This is a genomic window from Opitutaceae bacterium (genome assembly GCA_041395105.1).
GTDB lineage: Bacteria > Verrucomicrobiota > Verrucomicrobiia > Opitutales > Opitutaceae > B12-G4.
On record JAWLBB010000001.1, the window covers coordinates 1,415,745 to 1,434,045 of the forward strand.

Genomic DNA, 18,301 nt, shown 5'->3' on the forward strand with positions numbered 1-18,301 from the left:
TTCGCCCAGCTCCGATTGTCCAAGATCCGAGTAAGAATTGGCAATCGATGCAAAGTCCGATTTCCGGTCGTCACCCATAATGGATCCGTGAACCCTGATCTTATCGCCGAAATCCGCCTCCATCGCGTCGCGATTCTCGGGGCGTGGCGGGATGGGTTCGCCCGGAGTCTGGAGGACTCCTGCCTGGTGGACCTCGAAGTGCCGGACGGTCTGTTTCCGGCGCTCTTCGATGAGATCCTGGACATGCTCCAAGGGGATGGGGTGGATCGATTGTCCGCTCATCGACGACCCCCGATCGTCGGTCAGTTCGTGGATTTCCCGACCAATATCTCGGTCTGCCTGAAGCTTTTCAATGCGGGCGAGGCGGCCATCAGTCATTTCCTGATGGAGTCCGCTTCGCGGTTTGCCCTTGATTCCGGGCCGGGTCTCGGGTGTCTGCTCGGGGACTTGAATCAGGTGACACATATCCTCATCCATCGGGAAATGCAGGGAATCTGCGAGCAATCACTGCGGCCGATCACCGAAGCTTCCGGGCGAGTCGGGAGACATCGACCTTCCGGGTGCCGTCGGGTTGCTGAGACCATCACCCCTTTTTTTTCACCCGACCCTGAAGAACAGAGGGTCTCAACGCTAAACACGAGAATACGATGACGAGCAGGAAAAACGCACCCAAAGCGGGAACCGGATCGGCCGGCGCCCATGGAAACCTCGGCAAGGCCAAGCCAGACATCAAGGCAGTGGTCGATTGGGTCGAGGAAATGGCCGCTCTTTGCAAACCGGACAGCATCTTCTGGTGCGACGGCAGTCAGGAGGAATATGACCTGATGAGCGATCTGATGGTCAAAGGTGGCACGGCCATCCGGTTGAACCCGAAGAAGCGGAAGAATTCGCTGCTGGTGCGTTCGGACCCGGCCGATGTGGCCCGGGTCGAGGACCGCACTTATATCTGCAGCCGGCGCGAGCTGGATGCCGGACCGACCAACAACTGGGTCGACCCGAGGGAAATGAAAGCCACCCTCTTGGGGTTGTTTGACGGTTGCATGAAGGGGCGGACCCTCTACGTCATTCCCTTCAGCATGGGTCCGCTCGGATCACCGATCGCCCATATCGGCATTGAGTTGACCGATTCACCCTACGTGGTGGCGAACATGCGGATCATGACCCGCATGGGCAAGGCAGTCTACACGCACATCAAGGATGGTGAGTTCGTTCCCTGTATCCATTCAGTGGGTGCGCCCCTCAAGGCCGGTCAGAAGGATGTGCCCTGGCCCTGCAACAAGGACAACAAGTACATCGTTCATTTTCCTGAGGAGCGCTCCATCTGGTCGTTTGGGAGCGGTTACGGGGGCAACGCCCTGCTGGGCAAGAAGTGCTTCGCCCTGCGCATCGCTTCCTGCATGGCCCGTGACGAGGGATGGATGGCCGAGCACATGCTCATCCTTCGGGTCGAGGATCCCGGAGGCAAGAAGACCTACGTGGCCGCCGCGTTCCCGAGTGCCTGCGGCAAGACGAATTTCGCCATGCTCATCCCGCCCAACCGGTTGAAGGACTGGAAGATCACCTGCATCGGCGATGATATCGCCTGGATCAAGCCGGGCAAGGACGGACGCCTCTACGCGATCAATCCCGAGGCCGGTTTCTTCGGTGTTGCCCCGGGCACGTCGATGGATTCCAACCCGAACGCCATGCGCTCCATCAGGGAGAATTCCATTTTCACCAACGTCGCAATGACCGAGGACGGCGATGTCTGGTGGGAAGACATGACCAAGAAACCACCGGCCAGGCTGACCGATTGGAAGGGACAGCCATGGACTCCGGATTGTGGACGGCCTTCGTCGCATCCGAATGCCCGCTTCACCGCACCGGCTTCGCAGTGCCCCTGCATTGATGAGGACTGGGAGAATCCGGCCGGCGTGCCCCTCAGCGCGATCGTCTTCGGCGGTCGACGGGCCAGCACCATGCCGCTGGTTTTCCAGGCTTTCAACTGGGTGCATGGCGTCTATGTCGGTGCGACCATGGGATCGGAAATGACGGCCGCCGCGGCGGGCGGCATGGGTCAGGTCCGTCGCGACCCGATGGCCATGCTGCCGTTTGCCGGTTACAATATGGGTCAGTACCTCGATCACTGGCTGAGAATGCGCCAGCTGATCAAGCGTCCGCCGAAGATATTCCATGTGAACTGGTTCCGGAAGTCACCGGAAGGCAAGTTCATGTGGCCGGGTTACGGTGAGAACACGCGTGTCCTCAAGTGGATTGTCGACCGCTGTGCCGGACGGGTGGCCGCCGAGGAAACACCTCTTGGCTGGATTCCCTACCTTGAGCAGTTCGACATCAAAGGACTCAAGGGATTCACCAAGGAGGATCTTGAAAAGGTCTTCGAGATCAATGTCGACGACTGGAAGCGCGAAGTCCTGCTGCAGGACGAACTCTTCTTCAAGCTCTACCACGACTTGCCGAAGGAGATCCTCTTCCAGAAGGAACTCCTGGTCTCAAGACTGTAGTCTTTTGTTTGGTGCCTTGGTTCTCTCGAACCCCGTCGCGCGGCGATGCGCGACGGGGTTTTTAGTTGAAAAGGGGTCAGATTGGAATGGCACCAAGTCAAGGGGGATTCTGGAGGGATCACGAGATGTAGCCGAGGCAGTCTCTTGCCGCGAATCCACGCCCGAACGCCCCAAGAGATCCGGCTTCGCTGAAGCTGCGCCGTGACAGGCAGGGGGCGACTACACCAGACGAATAAATGCCAGTTCTGAGTTGAAGACTCGGCTCAACTTGGTGCCATTCCGGCCTGACCCCTTACGGAATCTCCAGAACCAATCCGGGCGCGATTCGCGATTTCACCCCAAAGACCTCGCGGAGGAGATCCGGTGTGAGGACGCCTTCGGGCGGTCCCCAGGCGCGTAGACGGCCCCGGTCGAGGACGGCGACCGCATCGAGGCAATGGGCGATCCGAAGATCGTGGAGGGAGAGGATGACGGTTCGTCCGGCCGCGGCCTGCTCTCGGGCAATCATGAGCACTTCAAGGCCGTGGCGGGCGTCAAGCGGGCCGAGGGGTTCGTCCCAGAGCTGGAGCGGAGCTTCGGTCGCGAGTGTCCGGGCGAGCAGAACCCTCATGCGTTCGCCGCCGGAGAGACGATTGACCGGCCGGTCGGCCAGGGTGCGCAGATCGCAACGGTTGATGATGGCGTCGACCCCCCGCTCGTCATCGCCGTGGGCGTAGCGGCCCTGGGCGACGACGGACCGGACGGTGAAGCCGAAGGCGAAATGGGTCTCCTGGGGCACCCAGGCCGCCATCCGTCCACGTTCCATCGCCGGGATCGAGTGGAGGGGCCGGCCATCCCAGGCGATCCGTCCATCGGCCGGGAGGAGTCCCCCGACGGCCTGGAGCAGGGTGCTCTTGCCCGAACCGTTCGGCCCGACCAGGCCGACGAGCTGTCCCTTCGGGACGGCCAGGTCGATGTCGATGAGGCGGTTGCTGACGGTGAGCCTCTTTGTATCCAGAGCATTCATACCTGTTTGCGCAGAAGCCAGAGGAAGAAGGGGCCGCCGATGAGGGAGGTGACGATCCCGATCCGGAGGCCGCCGGCGGCGCGGCTGATCAGGTCGCAGGCGAGGACAAAGGCGGCGCCCCCGACGAGGGCGAGGGGGACGAGACGTCTGTGTTCGGGGCCGAAGATGAGCCGGAGGACATGCGGCACGACCAGTCCGACGAATCCGACCGTGCCGGAGACGGCGGTGGCGAGGGCGGTCAGCACGGTGGTCAGGGCGATCATGATCCGGCGCAGGCGCGGGACATCGACCCCGAGACTCTGCGCCTCCTGCGCACCGAGACTGAGCAGGTCCATCCGCCGGCCGAGCGGCCAGAGGAAGACGGCGGCGACCGCGGTCGGGAGGATCATCCAGACGTGCTCCCAGGTCCGGTCTTCAAGGCCCCCGAGCAGCCAGAAAAGGATCCGCGCGTTGCGTTCATAGGAAAGGACGGAGTTTGAGAGGACGAAACTGGTCACGGCCGCGAGCAGGGCGTTGAGGGCGATGCCGGCCAGGAGGAGGCGCTCGGTGCTGGCTCCACGCCGTGCGAGGATGAGAACGGCGCCGGTGGCGATGAGGGCGCCGGCCACGGCAAAGAGCGGCATGACAAACAGGGACCGGACGGAAATGCCCAGACCGATGGCCACGACGGCTCCGGCCGTCCCGCCGCTGCTCACCCCGAGAAGGCCGGGACTGGCCAGGCTGTTGCGGAAGTAGGCTTGCATGACGAGACCGCTGGCCGCGAGGGACCCTCCGACAAAGACGGCCACGATGAGCCGGGGCATCCGGATCTGCCAGATGATGGTTGCCGCGAGGTCGTCGCGGAACAGGAGCCCTTCGCGGATCCGCCTCAGGCCGAGGGGCATGTCGCCCACGCCGAGGGCGACGACCATGAGGACAAGCAGGACGACGATGGCGCCCGGGAGAGCCCAGCGATGAAGGGTGCGCCTCATGGGCGGAAGGCGTCGGGATGAAGGGCGCGGGCGAAGTATTCGTAGGCCTCGATCCGATAATGGGAGACGCATCCCAGATGCCAGGGTTTGAGGGCGACAGCGCGGCCTTCCCGAACCGCCGGCATGAGAGAATAGGGGGGCAGATCCCGGTAGGGAGCCAGCGCGTCGTCGAAGGTCTCGCCGGCCACCACGACGATGTCGATCGGCCAGATCAGCATGCGCTCATTGGGAGGGGGGACATGACCGACGAGTTCGCCGAGGGTGGCCGCGAGGTTCTCGGCGGCGGCGTGATCGCAAAGATCCTGAAAGGTGGTTCGGCTGCCTGCGATGACCCCGTAGGTGGAGGGGGCGATCACCTTGACCGGTTCTTGGTCGGCCAGGGTCGAGGCGAGGCGGGCGACGCGTTCCCGGCAAGCGGAAATCACGGCCTCGGCGCGTTCCTCGGTGCCGAGGGCCTTGGCCAGACGCCGCAGATTGGCGTAGGTCTCCTCAAGAGTATCGTATTGATCAAAGACCATCACCTCGACCCCGGCGCGCCGGACCTGTTCGACCAATTCGTGCCGGCTGTAATCGGCGACAAGGGCAAGGGTGGGCGCATATTGCAGGATGTCTTCGGCATCGCCGTTGACCTGCAGGATCGGATAAGCCCCGGCTTCGGTGGCGATGGCGGAGAAATCGGAATCACGGGCAAGATGGCTGAGGGCGGCAATCTGCCCGGGATCGGCCACTGCCAGCAGCAGCTCATCCGTTCCGACCGTCTGGGAAACGACCCGATGCGGCTGGGCCTCAGCAAGGTGGGGTCCGAGGATGAGGAGGAATCCCAGAAACAGATAACGCGTCACCGTTTCAGCAGCAGACTTCTGCATTGAATCCACTCTGCTGCGCCCCAAGACAGGTTGGGGCAACGCCGCTGCGCCGGCGTTCCGGTCGGTCCTGAGAGCAATTCGGCCCAGCGAAGTGGCTGCGCTCTGAGGCGAGGAATTCTTCAGGATCCGAATTCCCTTCAAAAAGTCCATTCCACACCTCCAAATGCCCCGAAGGGCAGAGCCGGATAACCCGCCACCTCCTCGTAATCGTCATTGAGCAGATTCTCGACCCGGGCGGTCAGGACGAACTGCTCCCGGATTCTGAAGCGGCCAAAGGCCCGCAGGACGACAAAATCGTCGGGGTCCACCCCGACCTGATCGGTGCGGTCCGCCACGGCCCGCAAACCCAGACCCACGGACCAGCGGTCGGCGTCGGCCAGCTGAACAGACGCGTCGAGGGTGTGCCTGGGTCGGCGGATGAGACGGGTGCCGTCGGTGTCGTTGACCGCGTCCAGCCAGGTGTAGCTGAGTCGGGTGGATACCAGCGGGTGAGGTTGGGAGACAACGGCGAATTCCACCCCTTCGGTCGAGGCGCGAGCCCGGTTGACAACCATCCCCTCGTAGGTGTTCCAGTCGACGATCTGGTATTCGAAGAGATCGTGGTAACGGTTGGCGAAGACGGTGGCGGAAAGGGTGGTCTTGACGACGGGGAATTCCTGGTCGATGCCGGCGTCCCAACCGGTGGATGTTTCCGGTTGGATCTCGGGATTGGCAAGCTGACCCCAGGCGGGGACTCCGTAGCGGTCTTCGGAACCGGGGGCGCTGAAACCGGTGCCGACGGTGCCCCGAAAGTGAGTGGTCGAGGTAGCCATCCAGGAAATGCCGGTCCGCCAGGTGGTGGCGCCGCCGACCGACTCGAAATCATCATGACGGATTCCTGCGGTCAGGGTCACGGCGTCGACGGGGCGATAGAGGGCGGACAGGTAAAGGGCAAAGTCATCGTCTCGGGTAACCCTTCCGGCGGGTTCGAACCTGGACTTCTCGTAGTTGAGCCCGGCGATGATCTCCAACCCCGAAGCGGCCTCGATGGTGTTCTGCCAGTCGACGACCTGACGACTGTTCTCCGACGGACTCGCCCCGAAGTCGGAGGTGAAGGTGTAGTCCTTGAGATAATACCCGCCGGTCAACCGGGAGGTGAAGGTTTCGGACAATCCGAATTCCCCATAAACGGTGATCAGGTTGTTTTCGAGGTCGGCCGTTCCAGGAAATGGGAAGGTGGTGGCGCCGGGTTCCTCGTAGGTGCTGGTCAGCCCCCGCAGGGTGGCGCCGATAAGAAGACTCTGCGTCACCTGACCCTCGAAGCGGCCGCTGTAGGTCCAGCTCTCGAAAGAATTCTGCGGTCGGTCGTTGTCGGTCTGCATCCGGGCCGCCGAAAAGCTGTAGCCGAGGGAATCGACACCTCCGGCCACCGCAGCCGAAGCGGAAAAGGTTTGGAATGAGCCATACTCGGCCTGAATCCGACCGGTGGTTCCGTCGACACCACGGACGGTCTGGAGAGCGATGACCCCACCCATGGCCGAACTGCCGTAGAGCGTCCCCTGCGGTCCGCGTAGGACCTCGAGTCGATCGAGGCCGACGAGGTCCGACGATCCGAGGACATTTGGATAGGCGGCCGAACGGTCGTTCATGCGGATCCCGTCAACCAGGAAGAGGGTTTGATGGCTGCTGGCCCCGCGAAGAAAGACCGAGCTCTGTGAACCGGTCGCTCCAGTATTGACAACCGTCGTCCCGGGTTGCCCGGCAAGGGCTTCGGTCATCCGGGTCGTGCCCGCCTGGAACAACTCATCGAGTGCAACCAGGGTGATGCTGCTCGGAGTCTGCTGGATCGGATGGGCCGATCGCTGGGCGGAGACGACCATTTCATCGAGTTGGATCGGGGGCGCGGCCTGGCCATGGAGAACGGGCAGGGCCGTTCCGCAGAGCAGAGCGGTTGCCACCAGGAAGGGGTGAACGGGGAAAATGGAGAAGCGTCGTGAATCCGAATTCATGGGTCGAGCCCATCGTGCTCCTAATGATAATACGTTATCAACATCAAAACGACGGATTTCTTGTCTGTTTCTGAAGAAAAGCCGGCATCTCCGGTCCGGGTCAGGGACGCCGGCAGGTGAAGGCCGGGATGGCCCCGGCCTCGCGGAGATGGGTCATGGCCTGGCGCTCGGCTGCACGCATCCGGCGGCGTTTGGCCGGATCAAGGTCGTCGAGACCGGCCAGGTGAAGGTAGCCATGGACGAGGTAGAGGGTGAGCTCCTCGGCAAAGGGGAGGCGGCGCGAGCCCTTGAAAGCGAGAGCCTGGTCGGGCGAGACGCAGATTTCGCCGGCGAGGCCGCCGTCCGGGTCACCTTCGAAGGTGATCACATCGGTCAGGCCGCCGTCCTGGAGGAAACTCTCGTGCACCTGGCACATGGTATCGCGATCGAGGAAGGCGACGGAAAGTGAACCCGGAGGAACGGGCCAACGGCCGAACGCATCGAGGGTCTGAAAGAGCCGCCGGGTCGTGGCGACCGGCACTTTCAGGCCGGGGCACCCGTTATGCAGGTGTACTGACCGCGGTTTCGGGTTCATTCCGGGTCGATTGGTCACCGCCCTTGTCGGCCTTGGGATAGGCGATCCTGGCGTGAAGGGAATTGAGCAGCGTGAAGTTGAAGCTGCGCTTGATCGCGCCCACCTGGGCGTAGGTGATCGGACATTCATCGAGTTGTCCGTCGCGGATCCGGTCATCGAAAATACTGTCGACCAGCTCCTCGATATTCTGCGGGGTCACCTTGCGCAGGGACCGGCTGGCCGCCTCGACCGAGTCGGCAAAGAATACGATGGCGCTCTCGAGGAACTGCGGCTTGGGTCCGTCGTAGCGGTAGGTGGACTCGCTGACCGACGATGCGGATCCGTTGGAGCCGCCCTCGGAGCCGGCGGTGGCCCGGGCCGCCTCGAGGGCCCGGTGGTAGAAGTACCAGATCAGGCTGGTTCCGTGGTGCTGACGGATGATGTCGATGATGGGGCGGGGGAGCTTGTTCTTCACGCCCATGTCGACGCCTTCCTTGACGTGGCTCTTGATGATGAGGGCGCTGAAGGACGGCGACTTCTCGTCGTGGGGATTGCCGGCTTCGCCCTGGTTCTCGGTGAAGTATTCCGGCTTCACCATTTTCCCGATGTCATGGAACATGCAGCCGACCCGGCAGAGCAGGGCGTTGCCACCGATCGCGTTGGCGGCGTTCTCGGAGAGGGTTGCGACCATCAGGCTGTGATGGTAGGTGCCGGGGGCCTCCATCTGCATTCGCCGCAGGAGCGGGTGGTTGAAATCGGCCAGCTCGATCAGGGTGATGTCGGTGGTCCGTTTGAAGAGACTCTCAAGAATGGGAATCAGTCCGACCACGACGATCCCGGTGAAGACGCCGGTGCCGAGAGCCGCGCCCATCTGGCGCCAGATGGTGTTGAGGGTGATCTGATCGGCCAGGCCGATGAGGAGGGCGAAGAAGGCGCCGGCCATGCCCGCATAGCCTCCGGCGCGGACGATGCGGCCGCGAAAGCGGGCGTTGCGGCTGCTCAGGATGGCCACGGTCGAACTGAGGAAGGACACGACCAGGATATCCAGCCGATTGCCGTACATGACCCCGGTGAAAAGGGAGACGAGCAGAGCGGAAAAAAGCCCGGGACCTCCGCCGATCAGGGTGGCCACGATGATCGGGGCGAAAGCCGTGGGTGCGAGGTAGGGGAGGATGGCGGAGGCGGATGGATTGCCGACGAAGAACGGCAGGGTGGCCATTTCGTAACTCGCCCGCACCAGGCCGAGATTGAGCACGAGGACCAGGGCGAGGAGACTGAGCCGCCCGTTGCTTTGCAGAGTCAGGGGATCCTCGAGGCGGATGTAGCCGACCGCGGTCAGGATCATGGCGAGGACAAGAATCATCCGACTGACCAGCTGGATATCGATCCCGCTCGGCAGCTGCCGGCTCGTGCTGAGAAACCGCTGGTAGGCGACGAGCATCTCGTGCTGCTCCGGCGTCACCCGGGTGCCGGGCTCGATGATGCTGCGTCCCGGCTCGACCACAACAACCTCCGGCTCAAGGGTGTTCAGGGCGGTCTCCCTGAGTTCCTTGCTGGCTTCGGGATCGAACTTGAGGTTGGCCACCAGACCGTTGCGCAGCAGCCGGAAGACGGCGGTGGCAATGGCGGGCGGAATATTCTCGGCCGCCAGATTGATCCGGAGAAAGGTCTGGGCGTCGTCGAGGGGCTGGGGGCGGGCCTGCCGGGCCTGCCCGGAATCATTGAGAATCTGGAAGGAGGGCACGGTGTTCGGGGCGGCGGCGGCGACCGAATTGCGTGAATCGAAGACACCCGCCCGGTAGATTTCCTGGAGGATGTAGAGTCCGGTATCCAGAAGACGGATACGACCTTCCGGGTCGCCGTACTGCATGAGTGTGGCCAGATCGTTTGCCGTCATCCGGTAGCCGCCCCGGACATTGTAGACCTCGGCCAGGGCGGAGAGCTGTTCCGTCCGCTCCTCGTCGCTCTCGCCGGACCACCCCGCCGCCACGACCTCGGTCTCGGCGAGGAGGTCGTGCAGGTCGGTTTCGAATTTCCGGTAGGGGTCCATGTCGATCCGGTAGACCGGTGGAATCTGGCTCTCCATCCGCTGCCGGTTCCTTTCGGTCAGGAGGGCGCTCTCGTAGGAGAAGGGTGCGTCGGCAATGATCCGGACCGAGGCCAGCTGGTTGGGCAGGATCTGATAGCCGGCCGGAGTGACGCCGACGAAGCTGATGAAGACGATGGAGAAGACGGTCAGAAGGAAGACGATGACGGAAACGACCAGGCTGTGCTCGAGGAAGTCGAACAGACCGGAAGCCGATCCGGTCCGGCGACGGCGTTTCCGGCCCCTCAGCCGCGAGGTCGGCTTGATCGTCTTTTCAATCGTGGCCATGGTTCAGGGAGGGAAGGTCAGCGATGGGCCTCGGAGCCTTCCGGGCTCGCGTGGAAGAGTTCGTAGGCGGCAATGATCCGCTGGACGAGTGGATGGCGGACCACATCGGCCTCGCCGAAGAGGTGGAAACGGATGCCCTCGATATCGGTCAGGATGCGTTTGACCTGAAGGAGTCCGGAGGACTTGGAACGGGGCAGGTCGATCTGGGTGACATCCCCCGTCACGACCATCCGGCTCTGGTCTCCGAGTCGGGTCAGAAACATCATCATCTGTTCGGGGGTGGTGTTCTGGGCTTCGTCGAGAATGACAAAGGCATTGCTCAGGGTGCGTCCGCGCATGTAGGCCAACGGGGCGATTTCAATCAGGCCCTTCTCCATCAGGCGCGCCGCATCGTCTTTGTCGAGCATATCGTCGAGCGCATCATAGAGGGGCCGGAGATAGGGTTCGATCTTTTCCGTCAGATCGCCGGGAAGGAAACCGAGTGCTTCTCCGGCTTCGACCGCGGGACGGGTGAGGATGATCTTCTGAACCTCGTTGCTCCGGAGGGCATCGACGGCGGCGGCCATGGCCAGATAGGTCTTTCCCGTACCGGCCGGGCCGATCCCGAAGACGATCTCGCAATCCTTGATCGCCTGGAGGTAACGCTTCTGGCCGATGGTCTTGGGGATGATGGTGCGTCGGCTCGTCCGGATGACAACCGCCGGTTCGAAGAGGGACCGGTACTGCTCGGCGTGGCCATTGGCCACGCCGTTGAGCATGTGGAGGAAATCCGCGTTCTTGACGACCAGTCCCTGGTTGCGCCCCTCCTGGAGGAGGTCGAGGAGGGCCTCCGCCTTGGCCACGGCCTCGGGCTCCCCTTCGACCGTAAGCCAGTCCTCCCGGGTGACAACCTGAAGGTTCAGGGTTCGTTCAAGGAGCGCAAGGTTCTCCTCATTCCCGCAGTAGAGCTGGTTGAGGAAGCGGGGGTTCTGGAAATGGAAGGTCTTTTTGGCCATGCCGTCCCGGGAGAGCATCAGTTCGGTTTCCCGACTGCCATCAGGCGTTCCCACATCGCATCAAGGGATTGGGGGAGCACCCGGGTGTTGCCGATCACCGGCATGAAATTGGTGTCACCTCCCCAGCGTGGCACGATGTGGAAGTGCAGGTGGGTCGGGATACCCGCTCCGGCCGCATTGCCGAGGTTGAGTCCGATATTGAAACCGTCGGGATGGATGGCCCGACTCAGGAGGTCGGTCGCCGTGACCAGGAGATTCATCAGGTCGAGGCGTTCCTCCGGCTCCAGGTCATCGAGCCGGGCCACTTCGCGGTAGGGAATGGCGAGGAGATGCCCTGCGTTGTAAGGGAAGCGGTTGAGCACGAGATAGCAATGGGACGTCCGATGAACGATCAGGGTCGACCGGTCATCATTGCGTCCGGGAAGCTCGGCAAAGGGATTGCGGCTTTCCGGAGTCTTGGGCGCTTCGATGTATTCCATCCGCCAGTAGGCATGCAGGTGCTCCATTGATGGGATGAGTTCTAGTCAACCCCGGCCCAAAGTCAAAGGCTCTCTTGTTTGGGGCGGGTCGCCCGATTGGTTGCGTAATCCATTGAAGTGAAGTATGTTAATTCCAAAACCCGGTGCAGAAGGCCTCGGTCCGGCGGTCCTTGCCGATTTCCCTCCTTGTCAAGGCGGGGAGCAGACCCAAGGCTGTGGGCACCAATCTCAAAGAGGAGTTCATCATGCCAGCAACCAAAGCCGATTTTCTCAAGGAAACCATTGTCCAGCTGGACATCAGGAAACACAACGTCGTGCCTCTGGTGGACGCCATGGGTGACATGGCATTCACCGCCCGCGACCTCAATCGGGCGGCGGGGATCTACGAGATGATGCTTCGGGATGAGGATTGCGGGGTGATTCTGGTCTTGGCCGGGTCTCTCTTTTCCGCGGGCCTGAAGCGGGTGGTTTATGATCTGGTGGACAACGATCTGGTTGACGCCATCGTCTCAACTGGGGCGCTCATCGTGGATCAGGATTTCTTCGAAGGCCTTGGTTTCAAGCACTACAAGGGTTCGAAGTGGGTTGACGACAATGAGATGCGCGATCTGCACATCGACCGGATCTACGACACTTTCATCGACGAGGACGAGCTCCGGATCTGTGATGATACCGTGGGCAGGATCTGCGACAGTCTGGAGAAACGGCCGTATTCGTCCCGCGAATTCATCTGGGAGATGGGTCGTTATCTCGAAGAACATGGCAGCAAGACGGACGATTGCATCGTGCATGCCTGTTACCGGAAGGATGTCCCGATTTTCGTGCCGGCGTTCAGTGATTGCTCGGCGGGTTTTGGCTTCGTCATGCACCAATCGAAGAACCGGGAGAGCTGCGTGAGTCTGGATTCGGCCAAGGATTTCCTGGAATTGACCGACATCAAACTGGCCAACCCGACAACAGGCATCCTGATGGTCGGGGGCGGGGTTCCGAAGAATTTCACGCAGGATATCGTGGTTGCGGCGGACCTGCTGGATCCGAGCAAGGCGGACATGCACAAGTATGCCGTCCAGATCACGGTGGCCGATGAGCGGGACGGAGCCCTTTCGGGATCCACCCTGCGAGAGGCGAGTTCCTGGGGCAAGGTGTCGACCGTCTTTGAACAGATGGTTTTCAGTGAAGCGACCCTCGCCCTGCCTCTGGTGGCCGGTTACGGCTATCACAAGATGAAGGACGAAAAGCGCAGGGCGCGCCGTTTCGGCAAGCTCTACCAGACGGTGGTTTCTCCGGTCTGATCGAGGTTCCGGATGAGTCTCCAGGGACAGCCTCCCACCACCACAGCATGAGGATCGGGTTTCTCAGTGGAACCAGCATCGCCCGCTCCAGCCTCTTTGACGGTTGGTCGATGGGTGAGGTGGATACCCCCCATGGCCCCGTGTCGGTCCGCTCGGGTTCCGGACACCACCTGATCAACCGTCACGGGTTTGCTGCTCCGGTTCCCCCGCATGCCATCAATCACCGGGCCAATCTTTCAGCCTTCGAGGTGCTCGGGGTGGAGGCGATTGTTTCGCTGCAGTCGGTCGGGTCGCTCAAGGCGGATCTGCCGCCCGGCACCCTGATCTCCTGCGACGACTATGTGAGTTTCGCTCCGATCACCTTTTCGGATGACCGGCCGACCGCTTTTGCACCGCAGGTGCCCAACAACCTGGTTCCACGGATCGTGGAGGCTTCGGCCGAGCCCATCCGGACCGGCAAGGTCTATATCCAGACGCGGGGGCCGCGTTTTGAAACCCGGGCTGAAGTCCGGATCCTGCAGGCGTGGGGTGATGTTGTCGGAATGACCATGGCCCATGAGGCGGACCTCGCCAACGAATTGGGCATCCCCTACAATTCCCTTTGCATGATCGACAATTTCGCGCACGGCCTGGACGGAGAGCCCCTTTCAGCCGAGGCCTTTCACCGGCAGGTGGCCGGGAATCTGGCCAAGGTGGAGACGCTTTTCCGTGACCTGCTCGATGCCTTCGGCGGGTGATGGTCGTTCCCGGGATCCGGGAGGCACCGAATGGCCGTTTCGGTAGTTCTGCGGAGGGGTCCGGTGGGTTAAAGTATCGATGGGGCTGGTCGAATTGGCAGAGTGTGGTTATTTTCCGGTTTCATCCGGATCGGAATCCGTCCCCTCGGGATGGCGTCCCGGTTCCGTCTGGACCGACACGATCGATCAAGCTGAAAACCTCTGATGAGCGAATTCCTCGAAACAAAGAAGATCAGTGATGCCAAGTCGGCTCTCGACCGGCTGAAAGGCAACATCAAGCAGTACATCAGGGGCAAGGACGATGTCATCGACCAGATCATCATCTGCCTGATCGCTCCAGGTCATGTCCTGATCGAGGACCTTCCCGGTGTCGGCAAGACGACGCTCGCCTATTGCCTTTCGCGGTCGATCGCCTGCAAATTCTCCCGGATTCAGTTCACCAGCGACCTCCTGCCCAGCGATGTCACCGGTGTCTCCATTTACGACGACCACCTGCGGGAGTTTGTCTTCAAGCCCGGTCCCATCTTCGCGAACTTCGTCCTGGCCGATGAGATCAACCGGGCCACGCCGAAAACCCAGTCCAGCCTCCTGGAGGTGATGGACCGCGGGAAGGTTTCCGTGGACGGGGCGACCCATGCGATCGACGCGCCTTTCATGGTGCTGGCGACGCAGAACCCGGTCGATTATGAGGGAACGTTTCCATTGCCGGAGAGCCAGATGGACCGCTTTCTCATGCGACTCCAGATGGGCTACCCGAGTATTGAGGACGAGTTCGACATCCTGAAGGCGGCCCATCGCAACTACGACACAATCGACCTGGAGCCGGTCGTGACCCGCGAGGAGATCTGCGCCATCCAGGCGCTTGTTCCCCAGGTTTTTGTGGAGGACTCGGTCATGGAGTACATCCTGAAGATCGTGACCGCCACCCGGACGGAGAGCGAATTCAAGGCCGGGGTGAGCGTCCGGGGCTGTCTCTCGCTCAAACTGGCCGCCCAGGCATCCGCCCTGGCGGCCGGGCGGGACTTTGTCCTTCCGGATGATATTGCCCGGACCGTCATCAACGTCCTGGTGCACCGCCTGGGTCTGCGAAGGTCCTCGTCCGACACCCTGGAGGAGCGGCGGGTGGTTTCCAGTGCGGTCCGCCGGATTCTCTCCGCCATTCCGGTTCCACTTTGACCACGATGGCCGACAGCCCGTCCTGGATGGATGAAAAGCGCTGGTCCGGCCCCGGAGCCAGACGACCGGGTCGCGGTCTGCGGGATGGTCTCCGCTTCCTCAAGCATCTCTTTGTCCCGCCATCGGGAAACCGGGTGGTTCCGACCAAGTCGGGCATCGTGCTGATCGTGGTTTCGCTCGGAGTGGGCACCGCCGCCTACAACACCTCGAGCAATATCCTCTTCATCACGCTCTCGCTTCTGCTCTCCTGTCTGATCCTGAGCGGGATCCTTTCCTGGATGAACTTTCAGGGAAACCGGTGGCGGTTGACCTTCCAGCCCCCGTTCCGGGTGGGTCAGGACGCGACCGTCGTCCTCGAATTCGCCAATGACAAACGGTTCCTTCCGACCTACGGGGTCTGGTGTGAGTTGTCCTCCATGCTGACGGGAGCGCGTGATCGGCTCGTCCTGGCCGATCGGCTCGATTCCGGCCGGATGTCGAGTCTGGAATGGCAGTTTCGTCCGCAACTCCGCGGTCTGGACCGCCTGCGGGTCCAATCGGTCGGCTCCCAGTTTCCCTTCGGTTTTCTGATCAAGAGCATCCCCGGTGAGCTCATGCGGGAAGTCAGGGTCTGGCCGGGCCGGATCGACTACGTGGTGAAACCCGATACCCCGGCCGCGGTCTATTTTCAGGGAGAAACCATCCGCCGGCCGGGCTGGGGCAGTGAGTTCGTCAATGTGCGCAAGTACCAGCACGGCGACGCGCACCGCCAGGTTCACTGGAAGGCAAGCGCCCGGATGCGTCATCTGATGGTCCGCCAGACAGTGGCGGACAATGACGCCGGATTCATTCTCCAGGTCGACACACCGAACGCCCGGTGGAGTCGTTCCGACCAATTCGAACTCCTCTGCAGCCTGGCCGGAAGCCTGGCTGAGGATCTCTTTCGGGAGAACCGCCTCGTGGCCACCGTCGTCAACGGTGGCGAGGTCATCCGGACCCAGCGGTTGTCGGATCTGGAGCGGTTTCTCGACCAGTTGGCCGTTCTCGAACCGGTCGCCCGCCTGGTCGACGGGGTCGAGGACCGCGGCCGCAATCTCATCACCTTCGAACCCACCTCCCCCCACGGTGTCCATGCGCTTGTCTCAGGACAGATCTTCGCGACAGCTTGACCTCGAGGAGCTCCACCAGTTCAAGTGGGTGCTTGGCGGTGTCATGGCCCTGCTCTCGATCTGGACGGTGACCCGGCTGGACCTGCACCTCGGCCTGATGCCCTTTTTTGCCATCTCCGTGGTGGGCAGCGCGATGGTGTTCTCGTCTCTTCCGGGCCGGATCCCGTCGTGGATGTGGAAAGCGGGGGTCTTCCTGATCGTGGGGGTGTTCATTCTCGATTTGGTCACGGGCGAGATCATCCGCGCCCTTCTCCGGCTCGACCTGATGCTGGTATTGTATCGAACAATTCAATACAGAAGGAAGCGGGAGGACCTGCAGCTGGTGGTCCTCTGCCTCTTCCTGACCGTGGTGGCGGGGGTGTTGACCGTCTCCCTGTTCTTTGCGGTCCAGATCCTTCTCTTCACGGCCTGCGCCATGTGCTTCCTCTTCCTCGTCAACCTGATCGAGACGGTCGAGTCGGGCGGCCGGCGGGTGGGTCGGCGCTGGACGCGGCTGAGTTTCGCCCGCTTTCTCCGCAGACTCCGGGAGGTCTTCGATCTGCGGATGGCCGGCTTCGCGGGCATGCTCTTCCTCCTCGTCGTTCTCATCTCGACCCTCCTCTTCCTCTCCATGCCGCGTTTCCAGCTGGAGAATCCGATCGCCTTCCTCAACCTGCGGCAGAACCGGACCCTGACCGGCTTCTCCGAGAACATCAACCTGGGCGAGGTCACCGAGATCACCCGGGACGACCGCATCGCGATGCGGGTCGATGTCGATCCCTCCGATTCCGTGCCGGTGGCTCCCTATTGGCGCATGGTCGTCCTCGACGAGTATTCGCACGGAAGTCTCCGGGTTTCCAATACGGTGAACAACGAAGTGGGGCGAAAGGTTTACCCGCTCAGGCAGATCGATGCCAATTGGAATCTGCGGGATATCTACCCGATAGCCGGAACCGGCGATTCCGTCCGCTGGGTTTTTTACCTTGAGGGTGGGGTCAGTCGCTACCTGCCTCTGCTCGGGGATTTCGACCGGTTGGTCTTCAAGGAACCCCAGGACCTGGTGGTCAATGAATACTTCCGCATCCTGTCGACCGCCAAACAGAGCCCCCTCCTCACGTCTTTCCAGGTCGATGGGATGGAAACGTCCGGCCGGATTGCCGACCCGGACCTGAAGGATTTCGACTTTCACGGCAGCCGCTCCGTCACGCTGCGCGGCCTGCCCCCTCCGCCAGTCGAGAGCCGACGCTCGATGCGCTACCCCTACACCCTGCTGGCGACCCCGGATGGGGAGGAGGACAACGCCTTCCTGGAGTCGACGGTCGCGGAGATCACCGGGGGGCGGTCGATGAGCGCCGCGGAGTTCGCCCGTCGCGCCTCGAGCTGGCTGGCGTCTCATCATCTCTATTCGATGTCGGTCCGGCTTCCGGATGACGACGGGTCGCGGGATCCGGTTGTCCGGTGGTTGGAGTCGGACCTTCCGGGCCATTGTGAGTTCTTTGCCAGCGGATTAATCCTGCTCAGCCGCAAGGCGGGTTATCCGGCCCGGGCGGTGACCGGTTTCAAAGGGGGCAGTTGGAACGCCTACGAGGCCTACTACATGATCCGCAATTCGGACGCCCACGCCTGGTGCGAGGTGCTCGACGAGGAAGGATTCTGGTTCCGGGTGGATCCGACTCCCGGGGGGACGGATGGACTCGTCGGGAACTTTGCCGTGGCCGCTCCGGTCCGCCTTCCGGTCGACACGAGTCTGAAGGCCTATGTGGACAGTCTGCGCATGCTCTGGTACCGACAGATTGTCAGTTTTGACGGACGCAGTCAGACCGCGGTGGTCAGAAGCGTTCAGAATCTGGGTCGGGAAACCATGGCCGGGCTCTGGAGTTGGATCATGGATACGGTGCGCTCCACCGTCGAGTGGATCCGGTCCCCCTGGCGCTGGCAGCGCTTTGTCATCGTTCTGGCCGCGGGAACGATTGCCTTCTTCCTCATTCGCTTCCTCAGCCGGCTTGGATTGGGGTTGAGGGATTTCGGGCAGATCCTGCGGCGCAGGATGGAGCCGGCCCGACTGCGGGCGGGTCGCCATCTGCGGCGGCTGGACCGAAGCGTGCCCGCTGATCCGCTGCCGACGGATCTGGTCGAGGACCTGCAGCGCATCCGCTACGGGAAACGCTCCTCGTGGCCGAATCCGAGGGAAGTCTTCCGGCGCGCCAGAAAAGCCTGAGAAAATCGCGCCCCGGCG

The 18,301-nt window shown here is 62.2% G+C and carries 15 protein-coding genes; 7 read left to right on the forward strand and 8 right to left on the reverse strand.

Annotated elements, in window-relative coordinates; all coding sequences use genetic code 11:
* The first annotated feature begins 87 nt into the window (after positions 1-87).
* A complete protein-coding gene (locus R3F07_05585) occupies positions 88-651 on the forward strand; it encodes a hypothetical protein (GenBank protein MEZ5275832.1) in 564 nt (187 codons plus the stop codon).
* A complete protein-coding gene (locus tag R3F07_05590; protein ID MEZ5275833.1) occupies positions 648-2,501 on the forward strand; it encodes a phosphoenolpyruvate carboxykinase (GTP) in 1,854 nt (617 codons plus the stop codon). Before R3F07_05585 ends, R3F07_05590 begins: the two co-directional genes overlap by 4 nt.
* A gap of 292 nt (positions 2,502-2,793) precedes the next feature.
* On the opposite strand, the gene R3F07_05595 is transcribed toward R3F07_05590, so the two are convergent.
* The 8 genes from R3F07_05595 to R3F07_05630 all read right to left on the reverse strand — a co-directional run bounded on the left by R3F07_05595 (position 2,794) and on the right by R3F07_05630 (position 11,760).
* A complete protein-coding gene (locus R3F07_05595) occupies positions 2,794-3,507 on the reverse strand; it encodes an ABC transporter ATP-binding protein (protein ID MEZ5275834.1) in 714 nt (237 codons plus the stop codon).
* Positions 3,504-4,478 (reverse strand): iron ABC transporter permease, encoded by a 975-nt coding sequence (locus R3F07_05600; GenBank protein MEZ5275835.1) that lies wholly within the window; start codon positions 4,476-4,478, stop codon positions 3,504-3,506. Before R3F07_05600 ends, R3F07_05595 begins: the two co-directional genes overlap by 4 nt.
* A complete protein-coding gene (locus R3F07_05605) occupies positions 4,475-5,344 on the reverse strand; it encodes an ABC transporter substrate-binding protein (GenBank protein ID MEZ5275836.1) in 870 nt (289 codons plus the stop codon). The genes R3F07_05600 and R3F07_05605 overlap by 4 nt, the downstream gene beginning before the upstream one ends.
* A 137-nt stretch (positions 5,345-5,481) precedes the next feature.
* Positions 5,482-7,332 (reverse strand): TonB-dependent receptor, encoded by a 1,851-nt coding sequence (locus R3F07_05610; GenBank protein ID MEZ5275837.1) that lies wholly within the window; start codon positions 7,330-7,332, stop codon positions 5,482-5,484.
* A gap of 100 nt (positions 7,333-7,432) precedes the next feature.
* The gene (ybeY, locus tag R3F07_05615; protein MEZ5275838.1) at positions 7,433-7,906 is read right to left on the reverse strand and encodes an rRNA maturation RNase YbeY; all 474 of its coding nucleotides are present in this window, start codon (positions 7,904-7,906) and stop codon (positions 7,433-7,435) included.
* Complete coding sequence (locus R3F07_05620) at positions 7,872-10,259, reverse strand: HDIG domain-containing protein (protein ID MEZ5275839.1); 2,388 nt, start codon at positions 10,257-10,259, stop codon at positions 7,872-7,874. The genes ybeY and R3F07_05620 overlap by 35 nt, the downstream gene beginning before the upstream one ends.
* 17 nt (positions 10,260-10,276) lie before the next feature.
* Positions 10,277-11,254: a PhoH family protein gene (locus R3F07_05625; GenBank protein MEZ5275840.1), complete on the reverse strand. Its 978-nt coding sequence runs from the start codon at positions 11,252-11,254 to the stop codon at positions 10,277-10,279.
* Between the two features lie 17 nt (positions 11,255-11,271).
* Entirely contained in the window at positions 11,272-11,760 is a 489-nt protein-coding gene (locus R3F07_05630) for an HIT domain-containing protein (GenBank protein ID MEZ5275841.1), read from the reverse strand.
* A 218-nt stretch (positions 11,761-11,978) separates the two neighbouring features.
* Between R3F07_05630 and R3F07_05635 the strand changes: the two genes are divergently transcribed.
* From R3F07_05635 to R3F07_05655, 5 genes are all read left to right on the forward strand, one after another.
* The gene (locus R3F07_05635; protein ID MEZ5275842.1) at positions 11,979-13,025 is read left to right on the forward strand and encodes a deoxyhypusine synthase; all 1,047 of its coding nucleotides are present in this window, start codon (positions 11,979-11,981) and stop codon (positions 13,023-13,025) included.
* Between the two features lie 47 nt (positions 13,026-13,072).
* A complete protein-coding gene (locus tag R3F07_05640; GenBank protein MEZ5275843.1) occupies positions 13,073-13,762 on the forward strand; it encodes an MTAP family purine nucleoside phosphorylase in 690 nt (229 codons plus the stop codon).
* A 204-nt stretch (positions 13,763-13,966) separates the two neighbouring features.
* The gene (locus tag R3F07_05645) at positions 13,967-14,938 is read left to right on the forward strand and encodes an AAA family ATPase (GenBank protein ID MEZ5275844.1); all 972 of its coding nucleotides are present in this window, start codon (positions 13,967-13,969) and stop codon (positions 14,936-14,938) included.
* Between the two features lie 5 nt (positions 14,939-14,943).
* A complete protein-coding gene (locus R3F07_05650; GenBank protein MEZ5275845.1) occupies positions 14,944-16,086 on the forward strand; it encodes a DUF58 domain-containing protein in 1,143 nt (380 codons plus the stop codon).
* Positions 16,049-18,283, forward strand: coding sequence for a DUF3488 and transglutaminase-like domain-containing protein (locus tag R3F07_05655; protein MEZ5275846.1), 2,235 nt, complete (start codon positions 16,049-16,051; stop codon positions 18,281-18,283). The genes R3F07_05650 and R3F07_05655 overlap by 38 nt, the downstream gene beginning before the upstream one ends.
* Positions 18,284-18,301 lie beyond the last annotated feature (18 nt).